17 protein-coding genes are annotated in these 15,219 nt (G+C 56.2%); 13 read left to right on the forward strand and 4 right to left on the reverse strand.

Translation table 11 applies throughout. The features are described from left to right. From qseG to glnB, 3 genes are all read left to right on the forward strand, one after another. The gene (qseG, locus tag NQ230_RS06000) at positions 1-738 is read left to right on the forward strand and encodes a two-component system QseEF-associated lipoprotein QseG (RefSeq protein WP_193939301.1); all 738 of its coding nucleotides are present in this window, start codon (positions 1-3) and stop codon (positions 736-738) included. Beyond that, positions 725-2,062 (forward strand): two-component system response regulator GlrR, encoded by a 1,338-nt coding sequence (gene glrR / locus NQ230_RS06005; protein WP_023308835.1) that lies wholly within the window; start codon positions 725-727, stop codon positions 2,060-2,062. The genes qseG and glrR overlap by 14 nt, the downstream gene beginning before the upstream one ends. A 65-nt stretch (positions 2,063-2,127) precedes the next feature. Further along, on the forward strand, positions 2,128-2,466 hold the full coding sequence (gene glnB / locus NQ230_RS06010; protein WP_003860685.1) for a nitrogen regulatory protein P-II: 339 nt from the start codon (positions 2,128-2,130) through the stop codon (positions 2,464-2,466). A gap of 81 nt (positions 2,467-2,547) precedes the next feature. Here the strand turns inward: glnB and hmpA are convergent, their stop codons facing one another. Then, on the reverse strand, positions 2,548-3,738 hold the full coding sequence (gene hmpA / locus NQ230_RS06015; protein ID WP_257260420.1) for an NO-inducible flavohemoprotein: 1,191 nt from the start codon (positions 3,736-3,738) through the stop codon (positions 2,548-2,550). A 304-nt stretch (positions 3,739-4,042) separates the two neighbouring features. Between hmpA and glyA the strand changes: the two genes are divergently transcribed. Beyond that, positions 4,043-5,296 (forward strand): serine hydroxymethyltransferase, encoded by a 1,254-nt coding sequence (gene glyA / locus NQ230_RS06020; protein WP_029741146.1) that lies wholly within the window; start codon positions 4,043-4,045, stop codon positions 5,294-5,296. A gap of 54 nt (positions 5,297-5,350) precedes the next feature. On the opposite strand, the gene NQ230_RS06025 is transcribed toward glyA, so the two are convergent. Further along, the gene (locus NQ230_RS06025) at positions 5,351-5,773 is read right to left on the reverse strand and encodes a DoxX family protein (protein ID WP_063143407.1); all 423 of its coding nucleotides are present in this window, start codon (positions 5,771-5,773) and stop codon (positions 5,351-5,353) included. A 173-nt stretch (positions 5,774-5,946) separates the two neighbouring features. On the opposite strand from NQ230_RS06025, the gene NQ230_RS06030 reads away from it, so the two are divergent. Next, complete coding sequence (locus NQ230_RS06030; RefSeq protein WP_257260423.1) at positions 5,947-7,092, forward strand: 3-phenylpropionate MFS transporter; 1,146 nt, start codon at positions 5,947-5,949, stop codon at positions 7,090-7,092. On the opposite strand, the gene csiE is transcribed toward NQ230_RS06030, so the two are convergent. Beyond that, entirely contained in the window at positions 7,087-8,364 is a 1,278-nt protein-coding gene (csiE, locus tag NQ230_RS06035) for a stationary phase inducible protein CsiE (RefSeq protein WP_121425139.1), read from the reverse strand. The genes NQ230_RS06030 and csiE overlap by 6 nt on opposite strands. Before the next feature lie 125 nt (positions 8,365-8,489). On the opposite strand from csiE, the gene NQ230_RS06040 reads away from it, so the two are divergent. After that, a complete protein-coding gene (locus NQ230_RS06040; RefSeq protein ID WP_257260424.1) occupies positions 8,490-9,128 on the forward strand; it encodes a DUF1007 family protein in 639 nt (212 codons plus the stop codon). Next, the gene (locus tag NQ230_RS06045; RefSeq protein WP_159514697.1) at positions 9,119-10,099 is read left to right on the forward strand and encodes a nickel/cobalt transporter; all 981 of its coding nucleotides are present in this window, start codon (positions 9,119-9,121) and stop codon (positions 10,097-10,099) included. Before NQ230_RS06040 ends, NQ230_RS06045 begins: the two co-directional genes overlap by 10 nt. Before the next feature lie 59 nt (positions 10,100-10,158). On the opposite strand, the gene suhB is transcribed toward NQ230_RS06045, so the two are convergent. Further along, positions 10,159-10,962: an inositol-1-monophosphatase gene (suhB, locus tag NQ230_RS06050; RefSeq protein ID WP_003860668.1), complete on the reverse strand. Its 804-nt coding sequence runs from the start codon at positions 10,960-10,962 to the stop codon at positions 10,159-10,161. A 131-nt stretch (positions 10,963-11,093) separates the two neighbouring features. Between suhB and trmJ the strand changes: the two genes are divergently transcribed. From trmJ to hscB, 6 genes are all read left to right on the forward strand, one after another. Beyond that, complete coding sequence (gene trmJ, locus NQ230_RS06055) at positions 11,094-11,819, forward strand: tRNA (cytosine(32)/uridine(32)-2'-O)-methyltransferase TrmJ (protein WP_023333041.1); 726 nt, start codon at positions 11,094-11,096, stop codon at positions 11,817-11,819. A gap of 231 nt (positions 11,820-12,050) precedes the next feature. Then, a complete protein-coding gene (gene iscR / locus NQ230_RS06060) occupies positions 12,051-12,542 on the forward strand; it encodes a Fe-S cluster assembly transcriptional regulator IscR (protein WP_023308826.1) in 492 nt (163 codons plus the stop codon). A gap of 117 nt (positions 12,543-12,659) precedes the next feature. Next, complete coding sequence (gene iscS, locus NQ230_RS06065; protein WP_008502157.1) at positions 12,660-13,874, forward strand: cysteine desulfurase; 1,215 nt, start codon at positions 12,660-12,662, stop codon at positions 13,872-13,874. A gap of 24 nt (positions 13,875-13,898) precedes the next feature. Then, positions 13,899-14,285, forward strand: coding sequence for a Fe-S cluster assembly scaffold IscU (gene iscU, locus NQ230_RS06070; protein WP_003860661.1), 387 nt, complete (start codon positions 13,899-13,901; stop codon positions 14,283-14,285). Between the two features lie 13 nt (positions 14,286-14,298). Continuing rightward, a complete protein-coding gene (gene iscA / locus NQ230_RS06075) occupies positions 14,299-14,622 on the forward strand; it encodes an iron-sulfur cluster assembly protein IscA (protein ID WP_003860659.1) in 324 nt (107 codons plus the stop codon). A gap of 79 nt (positions 14,623-14,701) precedes the next feature. Next, complete coding sequence (gene hscB / locus NQ230_RS06080; protein WP_257260427.1) at positions 14,702-15,217, forward strand: co-chaperone HscB; 516 nt, start codon at positions 14,702-14,704, stop codon at positions 15,215-15,217. The last annotated feature ends 2 nt before the right edge of the window (positions 15,218-15,219 follow it).

A 15,219-nucleotide genomic window follows, 5' to 3' on the forward strand; every position in this document is an offset into this window, starting at 1 on the left:
ATGAATCTATGTCTGGTGAGTATGTCACACGTCTTTTTCCGCGCCGTACGCGCGGTGTTTTCCTGCAACACGCTTCGCCTGAGCCTGCCCTGTTTATTTCTGGCAGGGTGTGTTTCCCATACGCCACAAAGTGCCATTAGCGATAAACAAGAAGATAAATGGCCCGATAACCAGCTGGCAGATTTCCTCTCCACCCGCTGTGAAGACATCTGGAACCTGTCAGGACATGACGTTGAAAGCAACCCGCTGTTCTGGCTGCGTGGAATCGATTGCGCCCAGCGTCTTGCGCCGGTAGACGCCCGTTCGAAGGCGGCGATGCTGGATGACGACACCTGGCAGGACGCGTTCAAGCGTGGGATTTTACTCGCAGATGCGAAAATCACCCCCGTTGAACGCCGCGTCAATGTGACCCGCCTGGACACGTTTGTGGTCAATCTTCCGGTACAGGTACGCCCGGTATACCAGCTGTGGCGCGATGGGCAGACATTACAGCTTCAGCTGTCTGAAGAGCGCTCCCGCTACAGCAAGCTGCAACAGTCAACCGACAGCGAGCTTGATACGCTGCGTCAACAGCAGCAACATTTACGTACGCAGCTGGATACCACGACGCGCAAGCTGGAAAACCTGACCGATATCGAAAGGCAGCTCTCGTCGCGTAAATATCAGCCGGGGAGTTCATCCGCGGCACCGGATAGCGATACGCCGAAACAAGAGGATGTGAAGCATGACGAGCCGTAAACCTGCCCATCTGTTACTGGTGGATGACGATCCCGGGCTGTTAAAGCTGCTGGGGATGCGTCTGGTGAGTGAAGGCTACAGCGTCGTGACCGCTGAAAGCGGGCTGGAGGGGCTGAAGATCCTCAGTCGCGAGAAAATCGATCTGGTGATAAGCGACCTGAGGATGGACGAAATGGATGGCCTGCAGCTGTTTGCGGAGATCCAGAAACAGCAGCCGGGTATGCCCGTGATTATCCTGACGGCGCACGGGTCGATCCCGGATGCGGTTGCCGCGACGCAGCAGGGGGTATTCAGCTTCCTGACCAAGCCGGTGGACAAAGACGCGCTTTATAAGGCCATCGACAGCGCGCTGGAACATGCCGCCCCGGCGGGGGATGAAGCATGGCGAGAGTCCATCGTCACCCGCAGCCCCATTATGCTGCGTCTGCTTGAACAGGCCCGGATGGTGGCGCAGTCCGACGTCAGCGTGCTCATCAACGGCCAGAGCGGAACCGGGAAAGAGATCCTGGCACAGGCGATCCATAACGCCAGCCCGCGCAGTAAAAACGCCTTTATTGCCATTAACTGCGGTGCGCTTCCGGAACAACTGCTCGAATCTGAACTGTTTGGTCACGCCCGCGGCGCATTCACCGGCGCGGTGAGCAGCCGGGAAGGGCTGTTCCAGGCTGCGGAAGGCGGCACGCTGTTCCTGGACGAAATTGGCGATATGCCCGCGCCGCTGCAGGTCAAACTGCTGCGCGTGCTGCAGGAGCGAAAAGTTCGCCCGCTGGGCAGCAACCGCGACATTGATATTAATGTGCGAATTATTTCCGCCACCCACCGCGATCTGCCAAAAGTGATGGCCCGCAACGAGTTTCGCGAAGATCTCTACTACCGCCTGAACGTGGTGAACCTGAAGATCCCGGCGCTGGCGGAACGGGCGGAAGACATTCCGCTGCTGGCGAACCACCTTTTGCGCCAGGCGGCCGATCGGCATAAACCGTTCGTGCGCGCGTTTTCCACCGATGCGATGAAGCGGCTGATGGCCGCAGGCTGGCCGGGCAACGTGCGTCAGCTGGTGAACGTGATTGAGCAATGCGTGGCGCTGACCTCGTCACCGGTGATCAGCGATGCGCTGGTGGAGCAGGCGCTGGAAGGGGAAAACACGGCCCTGCCGACGTTTGCGGAAGCGCGGAATCAGTTTGAGCTCAACTATCTGCGCAAGCTATTGCAGATCACCAAAGGCAATGTGACCCACGCGGCGCGCATGGCCGGACGCAACCGAACCGAGTTCTACAAGCTGCTGTCGCGCCACGAGCTGGAAGCAAACGATTTTAAAGAGTAATGCCGTATGGTACTGTGAGCAATCGATTACGAGGCAGCTTACAGGCAAGAGTTTAAGGACCCACCATGAAAAAGATTGATGCGATTATTAAACCTTTCAAACTGGATGATGTGCGTGAAGCGCTGGCGGAAGTCGGCATCACCGGGATGACCGTGACGGAAGTGAAAGGTTTTGGTCGTCAGAAGGGCCACACCGAGCTTTACCGTGGCGCAGAGTACATGGTCGACTTTCTGCCGAAAGTAAAAATTGAAATCGTGGTCAGCGACGATATCGTCGATACCTGCGTGGATACCATTATCCGCACCGCGCAGACGGGCAAAATCGGCGACGGTAAAATCTTCGTCTTTGACGTGGCGCGCGTGATCCGTATCCGTACCGGCGAAGAAGACGACGCCGCGATTTAACAATGCCAACGGTTTTGTAGGCCGGGTAAGGCGCAGCCGCCACCCGGCGAAAAAAAGCCCCTCGTTCGAGGGGCTTTTTCATTACAGTACCTTATGCGGCCCGAAACATTCGTAATGAATGTTGTCTTTGTTCACACCCAGCTCCACCAGCTGCTTCGCGGCATACTGCATAAACGCCACCGGCCCGCAGACGTAGAACTGCATATCCGGCGCGCTAAATGCCCCTTCCATCTGGCTTAAATTCATCAGACCTTCGCTGTCAAACCGAGCGGTAGCGCGGTCTTTATCCGTCGGCAGGCGATACCAGGTGTGCGCGGTGAAGCGCGGCAGGGACGCCCCGAGCGTTTTCACTTCATCCGCAAAGGCGTGCACGTCGCCGTTTTCCGCAGCGTGGAACCAGTTGACCTGCGCACCGTGGTTTACTTTCGCCAGCGTATCGAGCATCGCCAGCATTGGCGTTTGGCCGACGCCCGCAGAGATCAGCGTAACCGGGGTATTCGCTTCAACGGCCATAAAGAAATCGCCCGCCGGCGCGGCCAGATGAACCACGTCGCCCACGCTAGCTTCGTTGTGGAGCCAGTTGGAGACCTGGCCGCCGTCCTCACGCTTCACGGCAATGCGGTAGCCTTTGCCGTTTGGCTTGCGGGTAAGAGAATACTGGCGGATCTCCTGATGCGGGAAGCCTTCAGGCTTCAGCCACACGCCCAGATACTGGCCTGGCTGGTAATCGGCAACCGGCTGTCCGTCCACCGGCTCAAATTCAAAGCTGGTAATTAATGCGCTGCGCGGGGTTTTCTCGACGATGCGGAAGGCTCGCGTGCCTTCCCAGCCGCCGTTCTTGCTGGCGTTTTCGCTGTAGATCTGTGCTTCACGGTTGATAAACACGTTTGCCAGCACGCCGTAGGCTTTACCCCACGCGTCCAGCACCTCCTGGCCCGGGCTGAACATTTCGTCCAGCGTGGCCAGCAGGTGGCTACCCACAATGTTGTACTGCTCGGGTTGGATCTGGAAGCTGGTATGTTTCTGCGCAATCTTTTCTACCGCAGGTAGCAGTGCGGCCAGGTTTTCAATATTACTGGCGTAGGCCGCGATGGCGTTGAACAGCGCTTCGCGCTGATCGCCGTTACGCTGGTTGCTCATGTTGAAAATTTCTTTGAGCTCCGGGTTGTGCGTGAACATGCGATCGTAGAAATGGGCGGTGAGTTTAGGGCCGGTTTCCACCAGCAGGGGAATGGTGGCTTTAACGGTAGCGATGGTTTGAGCGTCGAGCATGAGCGCATCCTTCTGATGTGACTTTAATGATGTATTTTAAATGCATCTTATAAAAAATACCCCTGCGTTGTAAATGGTTCTTTGCAAGATGAAAAATATGCATCACAAACCTGAAAAGAAATCCGCTGGAAATGGCGAGGGCTTTATTCCTCAAACCCTTGCGTGGCGCGCAGGAAAACGTTTGCGTAAAATCGTTTGTCAAGACCTGTTATCACAGAACTAATCAGTTATACTGTTGCCCGTCGTCCAACAGGACTGCCTTTTCAGGCCAAAATTTACTTGTTAGCTGAGTCAGGAGATGCGGATGTTAAAGCGTGAAATGAACATTGCCGATTATGATGCCGAACTGTGGCAGGCTATGGAGCAGGAAAAAGTACGTCAGGAAGAGCACATCGAACTGATCGCCTCCGAAAACTACACCAGCCCGCGCGTCATGCAGGCGCAGGGTTCTCAGCTGACTAACAAATATGCTGAAGGTTACCCGGGCAAACGCTACTACGGCGGTTGCGAGTACGTTGATATCGTTGAGCAGCTGGCTATCGACCGTGCGAAAGAACTCTTTGGCGCTGACTACGCGAACGTGCAGCCGCACTCTGGCTCTCAGGCTAACTTCGCGGTCTACACCGCGCTGCTGCAGCCGGGCGATACCGTTCTGGGTATGAACCTGGCGCAGGGCGGCCACCTGACTCACGGCTCCCCGGTTAACTTCTCCGGCAAACTGTACAACATCATCCCTTACGGTATTGATGAGTCCGGTAAAATTGACTACGAAGACATGGCGAAGCAGGCTAAAGAGCACAAACCGAAGATGATCATCGGTGGCTTCTCTGCTTACTCCGGTATCGTTGACTGGGCAAAAATGCGTGAAATCGCGGACAGCATCGGTGCTTACCTGTTCGTTGATATGGCGCACGTTGCGGGCCTGATTGCCGCTGGCGTTTACCCGAACCCGGTTCCACACGCTCACGTTGTGACCACCACCACCCACAAAACCCTGGCGGGTCCACGCGGTGGCCTGATCCTGGCGAAAGGCGGTGACGAAGATCTGTATAAGAAACTGAACTCCGCTGTGTTCCCAAGCGCGCAGGGCGGCCCGCTGATGCACGTTATCGCGGCTAAAGCGGTAGCGCTGAAAGAAGCGATGGAGCCAGAGTTCAAGGTTTATCAGCAGCAGGTTGCTAAGAACGCCAAAGCGATGGTGGAAGTGTTCCTGAACCGTGGCTACAAAGTGGTATCCGGCGGTACCGAAAACCACCTGTTCCTGCTTGATCTGGTTGATAAGAACCTGACCGGTAAAGAAGCTGACGCTGCCCTGGGCCGCGCCAACATCACCGTGAACAAAAACAGCGTGCCAAACGATCCGAAGAGCCCGTTCGTGACCTCCGGTATCCGTATCGGTTCTCCGGCCGTGACTCGCCGCGGCTTTAAAGAAGCGGAAGTGAAAGAGCTGGCTGGCTGGATGTGTGACGTTCTGGACAACATCAATGACGAAGCGGTAATCGAGCGCGTCAAAGGTAAAGTTCTGGATATCTGCGCACGCTTCCCGGTATACGCATAATTCATCTGCTTTGCAGAAATAAAAAAGGCCGCGCATGCGGCCTTTTTTTATGGCTTAACGCCGGTCGAGGGAAATGGCTCCCGGTCCGACAATGGCCAGCAAAATAAAGGCGCCAGCAATGCTGATATTCTTGTAGAAGTTAATCATATTCGGCACGACCGCATCACCGGTCATATCCCAGTAGTGGTGTCCAATCACCGCCGTTCCGAGGGTATAGAATACAAACAGTACCGCGAGCGGACGGGTGAAAAAGCCCAGCACGATCAGGATAGCGGCAGGCACTTCCATCACCACCGCAATAATGGCCGCCAGCATGGGCATCGGTGCACCCAGCGAGGTCATATATTGTACGGTGCCGCTAAAGCCCGTTAGTTTTGGATAACCAAAGATAATAAACAGCACGACAAGCGCGATGCGGCCAATCAGCAGCAGCAGGTGACGTGACTGACCGAAATCGAAATAACGTAGTGAGTTCATGGCAGAAAAACCTCTGCAAGTGGAGTAATTTAAACGTAATACATATTTTCATTCCCTGCCATAAGCCAGGCGACTGCACAAGATGTTAATTTTTCGTTAATTTATAGCAGGCTATCGACTTGCTTAATTTTTATATTCTCGCCAGACTATGGCCTCGATTTCGGGAGGGATTCATGGTCTTGCATTCCACGCGCTGGCTGGCGCTCAGTTATTTCACCTATTTCTTTAGCTACGGTATTTTTCTGCCCTTCTGGAGCGTCTGGCTCAAGGGTATCGGCCTGACTCCCGAGACCATCGGTGTCCTGTTGGGGGCCGGGCTGGTGGCGCGTTTCCTCGGCAGCCTGCTGATTGCCCCGCGCGTCAGCGATCCCTCCTTGCTGATCAAGGCTGTGCGCATTCTTGCTCTGCTGACGCTGGTCTTTGTTGCCTGCTTCTGGGTCAGCCACCAGTTTGCCTGGCTGATGGTGGTAATGGTCGGCTTTAACCTGTTCTTCTCCCCGCTGGTACCGCTGACGGATGCCCTGGCGAACACCTGGCAAAAGCAGATCACCATGGACTACGGCCGCGTGCGCCTGTGGGGCTCTATTGCCTTTGTGATTGGCTCTGCGCTGGTGGGTAAACTGGTCAGCCTTTACGATTACCGCGCCATTCTCGCCCTGCTGAGTATCGGTATTGCCTCAATGCTGCTGGGCATGCTGCTGCGGCCGTCGATAATGCCGCAAGGGGAAAGCCGCCATCAGGAGAGCGCAGGCTGGCCCGCCTGGCGGAGCCTGGTAGCACAAAGCTGGCGTTTTCTGGCGTGTGTCTGTCTGCTTCAGGGGGCGCATGCGGCGTACTATGGCTTCAGCGCCATCTACTGGCAGGGGGCGGGATATTCTGCTTCCGCCGTGGGCTATCTGTGGTCGCTGGGCGTGGTGGCCGAAGTCATTATCTTCGCCCTGAGCAAGAAGCTGTTCCGTCGCTTTGGCGCGCGAGACCTGCTGCTGCTTTCCGCTGTGTGCGGCGTGGTGCGCTGGGGCATTATGGGCTGGACGACCGAACTGCCGTGGCTGATTGTGGCGCAGATCCTTCACTGCGGTACGTTCACCGTGTGTCATCTGGCGGCGATGCGCTATATCGCTGCGCGCGAGGGCGGGGACGTGATCCGTCTGCAGGCGGTCTACTCTGCGGTGGCGATGGGCGGCAGCATTGCGGTGATGACGGTCTTTGCGGGCTTCCTGTATCAGCATCTGGGGCATGGCGTATTCTGGGTGATGGCGCTGGTCGCCTTACCCGCAATCGTTGTTCGCCCTAAAGTGGCCGCTCGCGCGTCGCTATGATTCCAGCATGGCGCGAATATGTTCTTGCTGTTGCGCGTTCAATGTCTCAACGGCATGGATCAGCGGCGGCGAGAACAGCGGCAGGACGGTAGGGTAGGGGGTGATAACCAGCGCGGCCTCGCGCGGTGCCCCCTCTTTCTGGAAAGCCTGCAGCGTCAGATAGCGAATATTGAGCGGCAGCAGCGTTAGCTCGCGAAGCTGCTGTTCAATCAGGTCCTCGCTGGCCTTATCGTCTCCCGTCAGCAGGATCACCTGTTTTTCGTGCAGATCGGTCTCCTGCATCAGCCAGGCACCGAAAATCACCGCGACAAGGCTCATCTCTTCATCAGAAAAACGCAGCCCAAATTCCGCCTCCAGCTCAAACAGCGCTTCCTTCGTGGTGCGTAACAGCCGGGGATAGAGACGATGGATCTCCTCCGGCAGGCTAGTGTCGATGCCGATCTCAAACAGCGAGCGATCCAGCGCCTGAGCAAGATGGATATACAGCTGATCGGTCAGCCCTTGCTCGTCGCTGAAGTTCATCCCGGTCTGCGAGCGAAAACGGGCGACCATGCGCACGATGGCGCGGCGCAAGCGCTGATCCTGCTGGTGTTTATCGAGCACCGGATCGGGCGTGCGGAGCATCATAAACAGCAGCGCCAGAAACAGCTGTTCATCCCCGTGCGCACCCTGCGGCACGCGCCGTCTCCAGTGACGCACAATCTCCTGGGCCGTAAAATACTCCCCTCTCGATTGGGTCCAGCTGCGCTGAACGTGAGAAAACTGTGGCGTATTCCCAAGCTGGTGCTGAATAAGACAGTATTGTAAATAGAGCTGTAAAAACTGGACGTCGCGGCATTCAAACTGGCGCTGCAGCTTGCGTGAGCAGAAGCCGATCAGCGCCCGCAGGTTCGCATCGTCGTAAAGCGGCCGCGCAATGCCGTGTTGTTTAAGCGCGGTTTTTAATGCGGGGGTAAACTGGTGCGAGACAAACTGCGGGCAAAGCCGCAGCGCCCGGCGCAGCCAGTGCAGCAGGCATAAACGCTGATTCAGGGCTGTGCCTTCAATCCGGTAGCTGCCGTCGTGGTGCGTGACGATGTCCAGCCGGTGATAGCGCTGGATTTCATCGCGCGTCTCGGCTATATCTTGCCGTGCCATCGCGTCGTCCACCCCGTTGGCAGCAATGATGCTCTGTGCGGTGACGGCAGCATCGGGCAGGTAAAGCATCAAGAGCACCTGGCAGCGGCGCTGCGAACTGGAAAGCACAGATGGAATTTCAAGCGTCGTCATCATCTGTCGGGTATCCAGTGTGAATGTTTGATAAGAATAGCTAAAGGATGAGCGCTGAAAAGCGCGCCGGCAGGCCTTTCACTCAGGATTGCTGGGGAACATCACAGAATTTTTGACGTGAGGAATTGATGCAAACAGTTAAACAAAGTGCGATGGCGTTATTTTTGGCGGCTATCAGCTTCACCGCCAGCGCACATCCTCACAGTTTTATTGACCTCCAGACGGAGCTGCTCACCGACGGCACGCAGCTGAGCGGCCTGAAGATGCGCTGGACGATGGATGAAATCACCTCGGCCGATTTGCTCTACGATGCGGGAAGCGCGAAGCCCGGCGACGAAATCTGGAAAAAGCTGGCGGCGGAAGTGATGGCCAACGTGCTCGGCCAGCACTACTTCACGGAATTCTGGCACAACGGGCAGAAGGTCAAATTTCTTAACCGGCCAACGGAATACGGTATGACGCGTGACGGGCATCAGGCGGTGCTGACGTTCGTGCTTCCTCTGGCGCATCCGCAGCCGCTGGCGGGGCAAACGTACCGCTTTTCCACCTTTGACCCAACCTACTATGTCGACATGCGCTATGACAAAGACAGCGACGTACGGCTGCCGGATGCTTTGCAAAAAAACTGCAAAATTGGCGTGCACACCCCGAAACCCAGCGAGGAGACGCTGAACTTTGCAGTCTCGCTTGATAAAGAAGATGCACCGCCTGAGGACATGGAGTTGGGTAAACAGTTCGCGCAGGAGGTGACGTTACAATGTCAGTGATCTCCTCTCCGGTTCGGAAACCGCGCCGCTGGCTTCACCTCTGGCCGCTGGCGCTCTTTTTGCTGTTCGCCGTTTGCGGCGCCCTGTGGCTGTGGCAGGCCTGGCCGCAGGTGATGATGAAAAGCATTGTCTGGCAGCGTGAGGTCAACCAGCAGATGAGCGGTCTGCTGAAGGCGGTGGCGGAGAACCCGACCAAAGCGGGTGGTTCCCTGCTGGCATTCAGCTTTATCTATGGCGTTCTGCACGCGCTGGGTCCGGGGCACGGCAAAATTGTCATCACAACCTGGCTCGCCACACATCCGTCGAAGCTCAAATCGAGTATCGGCCTGACGCTGGCCTCCTCGCTGCTTCAGGGCAGCGTGGCGATTGCGCTCGTCGTGGTGGTGCTTTCGCTGTTACAGCTTCCCGCGCGCCAGCTGCACCTGAGCAGCTTCTGGCTGGAGAAGGGGAGCTACGCGCTGGTGGGCGTGCTGGGGCTGATCCTCTGCTGGCGGGCGCTGAAAAAGCTGCGCGTGCTGCTGCAAAAACCGAAATTCAAAACCTTTACGCCGCACCACGTTCATGATGCAAACTGCGGCTGCGGACATCAGCATTTGCCCACGCAGGAACAGTTGCAGAACGGCGACGACTGGCGCGCGCGGCTGATGATTGTTCTCTCGATGGGCATGCGCCCGTGTTCGGGGGCAATCATGGTACTGCTGTTCAGTAAGGTGATAGGTGTGTTTGGCTGGGGAATGCTGTCCGCGCTGGCGATGGCGGCAGGAACGTCTCTCACTATTTCGTCGTTAGCGCTGCTGGTACACAGCTTCCGTCAGCTGGCGGTCAAATTCAGCGGCAATAAAACGCCGGTATTGTGGCGACAGGTCGGGTGGACAACGCTCGCGCTGGCGGGCGGGGTGATTCTGCTGGTAGCGGCGGTGACGATGTGGATGAGCGCGGTGCCGGTAGGAAGGGGATTACGACCTTTCTAACGTACTGAGGGGGTTTGTAGGCCCGGTAAGCGTAGCGCCACCGGGCTTAACAAACTGGATTAACGCTTCAGCGCATCGCTCAGTTCATCACGCATGTTTGCCAGCATGGCTTTAACAACGCGTGGGTTACCCGCAACGATGTTGCCGGTAGACATATAGTTATGGCCGCCGGTGAAATCACACACGATGGCGCCTGCTTCACGTGCGATCAGCTCGCCCGCAGCAAAGTCCCACGGCTTCAGTGACAGCTCGAAGTAACCGTCAACGCGGCCGGTTGCCACGTAGGCCAGATCCAGCGCAGCAGAACCGGTGCGACGGAAGTCCGCGCATTCCGTGAACAGTTTGCCCAGGATATTCATATAGGTGGTCGCGTGCTGTTTCGCCTTGAACGGGAAACCGGTCGCCAGGATGGTGCCGTCCAGATCGCGTGCGTTGCTGCAGCGCAGACGGTAGCCATTCAGCTGTGCGCCCTGACCGCGGGTAGCGGTGAACAGTTCGTTACGCATTGGATCGTAAACAACGGCGACTTCAGTACGGCCTTTAATGCGTACTGCGATAGACACAGAGAAGTGTGGCAGGCGTTTGACGAAGTTGGTGGTGCCATCCAGTGGATCGATAACCCATTGAACATCCTGATCGGTACCTTCATGTTCACCGCTTTCTTCGGTGATGATGGTGTGCTGTGGGTAAGATTTGCGGATCGTTTCGATAATAATCGCTTCTGCGGCTTTATCGACGTTAGTCACGAAATCATTGCTGCCTTTCTGGCTGGTTTCTACGGAGTCTGGCGTTTCGTAGTGTTTGGCAATTACATTACCCGCCTTGCGCGCTGCGCGCACGGCGATGGTCAGCATCGGATGCATCGGTCTCTCTCACTGGATGTTAAAGAACAGGAAAATCGGCGCAGAGTATAGCAGTGGGATCGGATTATGTCTCCCGTTTATGATAATATGCCCGAATATTCTTCAGACGCTGAATTCAGACATTAAAAATTATGCTGCAAAACATTCGAATCGTGCTGGTTGAAACATCGCACACCGGCAACATGGGCTCCGTTGCCCGCGCTATGAAAACCATGGGCTTAACAAACCTGTGGCTGGTTAACCCGCTGGTGAAACCAGACTCGCAGGCCATCGCCCTGGCGGCCGGTGCCAGCGACGTGATCGGCAACGCCCAGATCGTCGACACCCTTGACGAAGCGCTGGCCGGCTGCAGCCTCGTTGTCGGCACGAGCGCGCGTTCACGCACGCTGCCGTGGCCGATGCTGGATCCGCGCGAATGCGGCCTGAAAAGCGTCTCAGAAGCGGAGCAGGCCCCGGTTGCGCTGGTGTTTGGCCGCGAGCGCGTAGGCCTGACCAACGACGAGCTGCAGAAGTGCCACTATCACGTTGCCATCGCGGCGAACCCGGAATACAGCTCGCTAAACCTGGCGATGGCGGTGCAGGTTATCGCCTACGAAGTGCGTATGGCGTGGCTGGCGACGCAGGAGAAACCGGTCGAACCGAAAGAAGAGACGGCCTACCCGCTGGTGGACGATCTTGAGCGCTTCTACGGTCACCTGGAGCAGACGCTGCTCTCAACCGGCTTTATCCGTGAAGGCCACCCGGGCCAGGTAATGAACAAGCTGCGCCGTATGTTTACCCGCGCGCGCCCGGAAAGCCAGGAGCTGAACATCCTGCGCGGAATTCTGGCGTCGATTGAGCAGAAGAATAAGGAATAGTGTCGTCTGTTCGCCGGGTGGCGCTTCGCTTACCCGGCCTACAAAACCGTAGGTCGGGTAAGCGAAGCGCCACCCGACAAAAAACGGCACGGAAGGTTAAATACCTGACTAAAACAGTCAAGTAAATAGTTGACCATTTTAGTCAGGAATGTCAGACTTGGCCCTGCTATGCAATACCCCATTTTACTATAAAAAACCCCGGGCAGGGGCGAGTTTGAGGTTAAGTAAGACATGAGACTGACATCTAAAGGGCGTTATGCCGTGACCGCGATGCTGGACGTTGCGCTCAACTCCGAAGCGGGCCCGGTTCCGTTGGCTGATATTTCTGAACGACAAGGGATCTCCCTCTCTTATCTGGAACAGCTGTTCTCCAGACTGCGTAAAAATGGACTGGTTTCCAGCGTTCGTGGCCCAGGCGGCGGTTATCTGCTGGGTAAAGACGCGGGCAGTATTGCAGTTGGTGAAGTGATTAGTGCAGTTGACGAATCCGTTGACGCGACCCGTTGCCAGGGTAAAGGCGGCTGCCAGGGCGGCGACAAATGCCTGACCCACGCGCTGTGGCGCGATCTGAGCGACCGTCTCACCGGCTTCCTGAACAACATCACCCTGGGTGAACTGGTCAATAACCAGGAAGTTCTGGATGTCTCTGGTCGTCAGCACGGTCAGGATTCCCAACGCAGCACCCGCGCTCAGGACGCTATCGACGTCAAACTGCGCGCGTAATAAAACGATAAAGATTTCAGAATCAGGCCGGGACGGTCACGTCCCGCGTACTCGGTCGTACATCCAGCCGGTTGCCTGATTCCTTGCATTGAAGCGATGTACGGAGTTTAAAGAGCAATGAAATTACCGATTTATCTCGATTACTCCGCAACCACGCCGGTGGACCCGCGTGTTGCCGAGAAAATGATGCAGTGTCTGACCCTGGACGGAAACTTTGGTAACCCAGCTTCCCGTTCACACCGTTTTGGCTGGCATGCTGAAGAGGCGGTGGATATCGCCCGTAATCAGATTGCTGACCTGGTGGGTGCCGACCCGCGTGAGATTGTTTTCACCTCCGGTGCGACCGAATCCGACAACCTGGCGATCAAAGGTGCAGCCAACTTTTATCAGAAAAAAGGCAAGCACATCATCACCAGCAAAACCGAACATAAAGCCGTGCTGGATACCTGCCGCCAGCTGGAGCGTGAAGGGTACGAAGTAACCTATCTCGCCCCACAGAGCAACGGTATTATTGACCTCAAAGAGCTCGAAGCGGCCATGCGTGATGACACCATCCTGGTTTCCATCATGCACGTCAACAACGAAATCGGCGTGGTACAGGACATCGCGACCATCGGCGAAATGTGCCGCGCGCGCGGTATCATCTATCACGTGGACGCGACCCAGAGCGTGGGCAAACTGCCTATCGACCTGAGCCAGCTGAAAGTGGACCTGATGTCCTTCTCCGGCCACAAAATCTATGGCCCGAAAGGGATCGGCGCGCTGTACGTTCGTCGTAAGCCACGTATCCGCATCGAAGCACAGATGCACGGCGGCGGTCACGAGCGCGGCATGCGTTCCGGTACGCTGCCTGTCCACCAGATCGTGGGCATGGGCGAAGCGTACCGCATTGCAAAAGAAGAGATGGAAACCGAGATGGCGCGCCTGCGCACGCTGCGTAACCGTCTGTGGGACGGCGTGAAAGATATGGAAGAAGTGTATCTGAACGGCGATCTCGAGCAGGGCGCTCCGAACATCCTCAACGTCAGCTTCAACTATGTTGAAGGCGAATCGCTGATCATGGCGCTGAAAGACCTGGCCGTTTCTTCCGGTTCTGCCTGTACGTCTGCAAGCCTGGAGCCATCCTACGTGCTGCGCGCGCTGGGCATGACCGACGAGCTGGCACACAGCTCTATCCGTTTCTCTTTAGGTCGTTTCACTACCGAAGAAGAGATTGACTACACCATCAAGCTGGTTCGCAACTCCATCGGCCGTCTGCGCGACCTTTCTCCACTGTGGGAAATGTTCAAGCAGGGCGTGGATCTGAACAGCATTGAATGGTCACATCACTAATCGGTACATAAGGAGAATTCAATCATGGCATACAGCGAAAAAGTCATCGATCATTACGAGAACCCGCGCAACGTTGGCTCTTTTGACAACAGCGACGAATCTGTCGGTAGCGGCATGGTTGGCGCACCGGCGTGTGGCGACGTGATGAAGTTGCAGATTAAAGTCAACAATGAAGGTATCATTGAAGACGCGCGCTTCAAGACCTACGGCTGCGGTTCTGCTATCGCGTCCAGCTCCCTGGTCACCGAATGGGTGAAGGGCAAGTCTCTGGACGAAGCACAGGCAATCAAGAACACGGATATTGCTGAAGAACTCGAACTGCCACCGGTGAAAATTCACTGTTCAATTCTGGCAGAAGACGCGATCAAAGCCGCCATTGCGGATTACAAAAGCAAACGTGAAGCAAAATAATTGAGGTTTGAGTATGTCGATTACCCTTAGCGACAGCGCTGCCGCGCGAGTAAGCTCTTTTCTGGCGAACCGTGGTAAAGGCTTCGGCCTGCGACTGGGCGTACGTACCTCCGGCTGTTCTGGTATGGCTTACGTACTGGAGTTTGTTGATGAACCGGCGTCTGACGACACCGTGTTTGAAGACAAGGGCGTGAAGGTGGTGGTCGATGGCAAAAGCCTGCAATTCCTCAACGGCACTCAGCTGGACTTCGTTAAAGAAGGCCTGAACGAAGGGTTCAAATTCACGAACCCGAACGTCAAAGACGAGTGTGGTTGCGGCGAAAGCTTCCACGTTTAACCGCGCGTCATCCGAAACCCCACCGTGGCGTACCCGCTACGCGTGGGGTTTGTTCTAACAGGCTACCCCTGAGATTGTTATGGATTACTTCACTCTCTTCGGACTACCCGCTCAATACCCGATTGATCTGCAGGCGCTGACGATCCGCTTTCAGGATCTGCAGCGTCAGTATCATCCGGATAAATTCGCCAGTGGTACTCAGTCAGAGCAACTGGCTGCGGTCTCGCACTCTGCGACCATCAACCAGGCCTGGCAGACGCTGCGCCATCCGCTGAGCCGTGCCGAGTACCTGCTTTCACTGCACGGTTTCGACCTGGCGAGCGAACAGCATACCGTGCGCGACACCGCGTTTCTGATGGAACAGCTGGAGCTTCGCGAAGAGCTGGATGAGATTGAACAGGCCAAAGACGAAGCGCGTCTGGAAAGCTTCATCACGCGCGTGAAGGGCATGTTCGATACCCGCCATCAGCAGATGGTGGAGCAACTGAACAACGAGACCTGGGACGCGGCGGCAGATACTGTGCGCAAACTCCGTTTTCTCGATAAACTGCGAAGCAGTGCTGAACAACTCGAAGAAAAGCTGCTCGATTTTTAATT

The sequence above is a fragment of the Enterobacter asburiae genome, assembly GCF_024599655.1.
GTDB lineage: Bacteria > Pseudomonadota > Gammaproteobacteria > Enterobacterales > Enterobacteriaceae > Enterobacter > Enterobacter asburiae_D.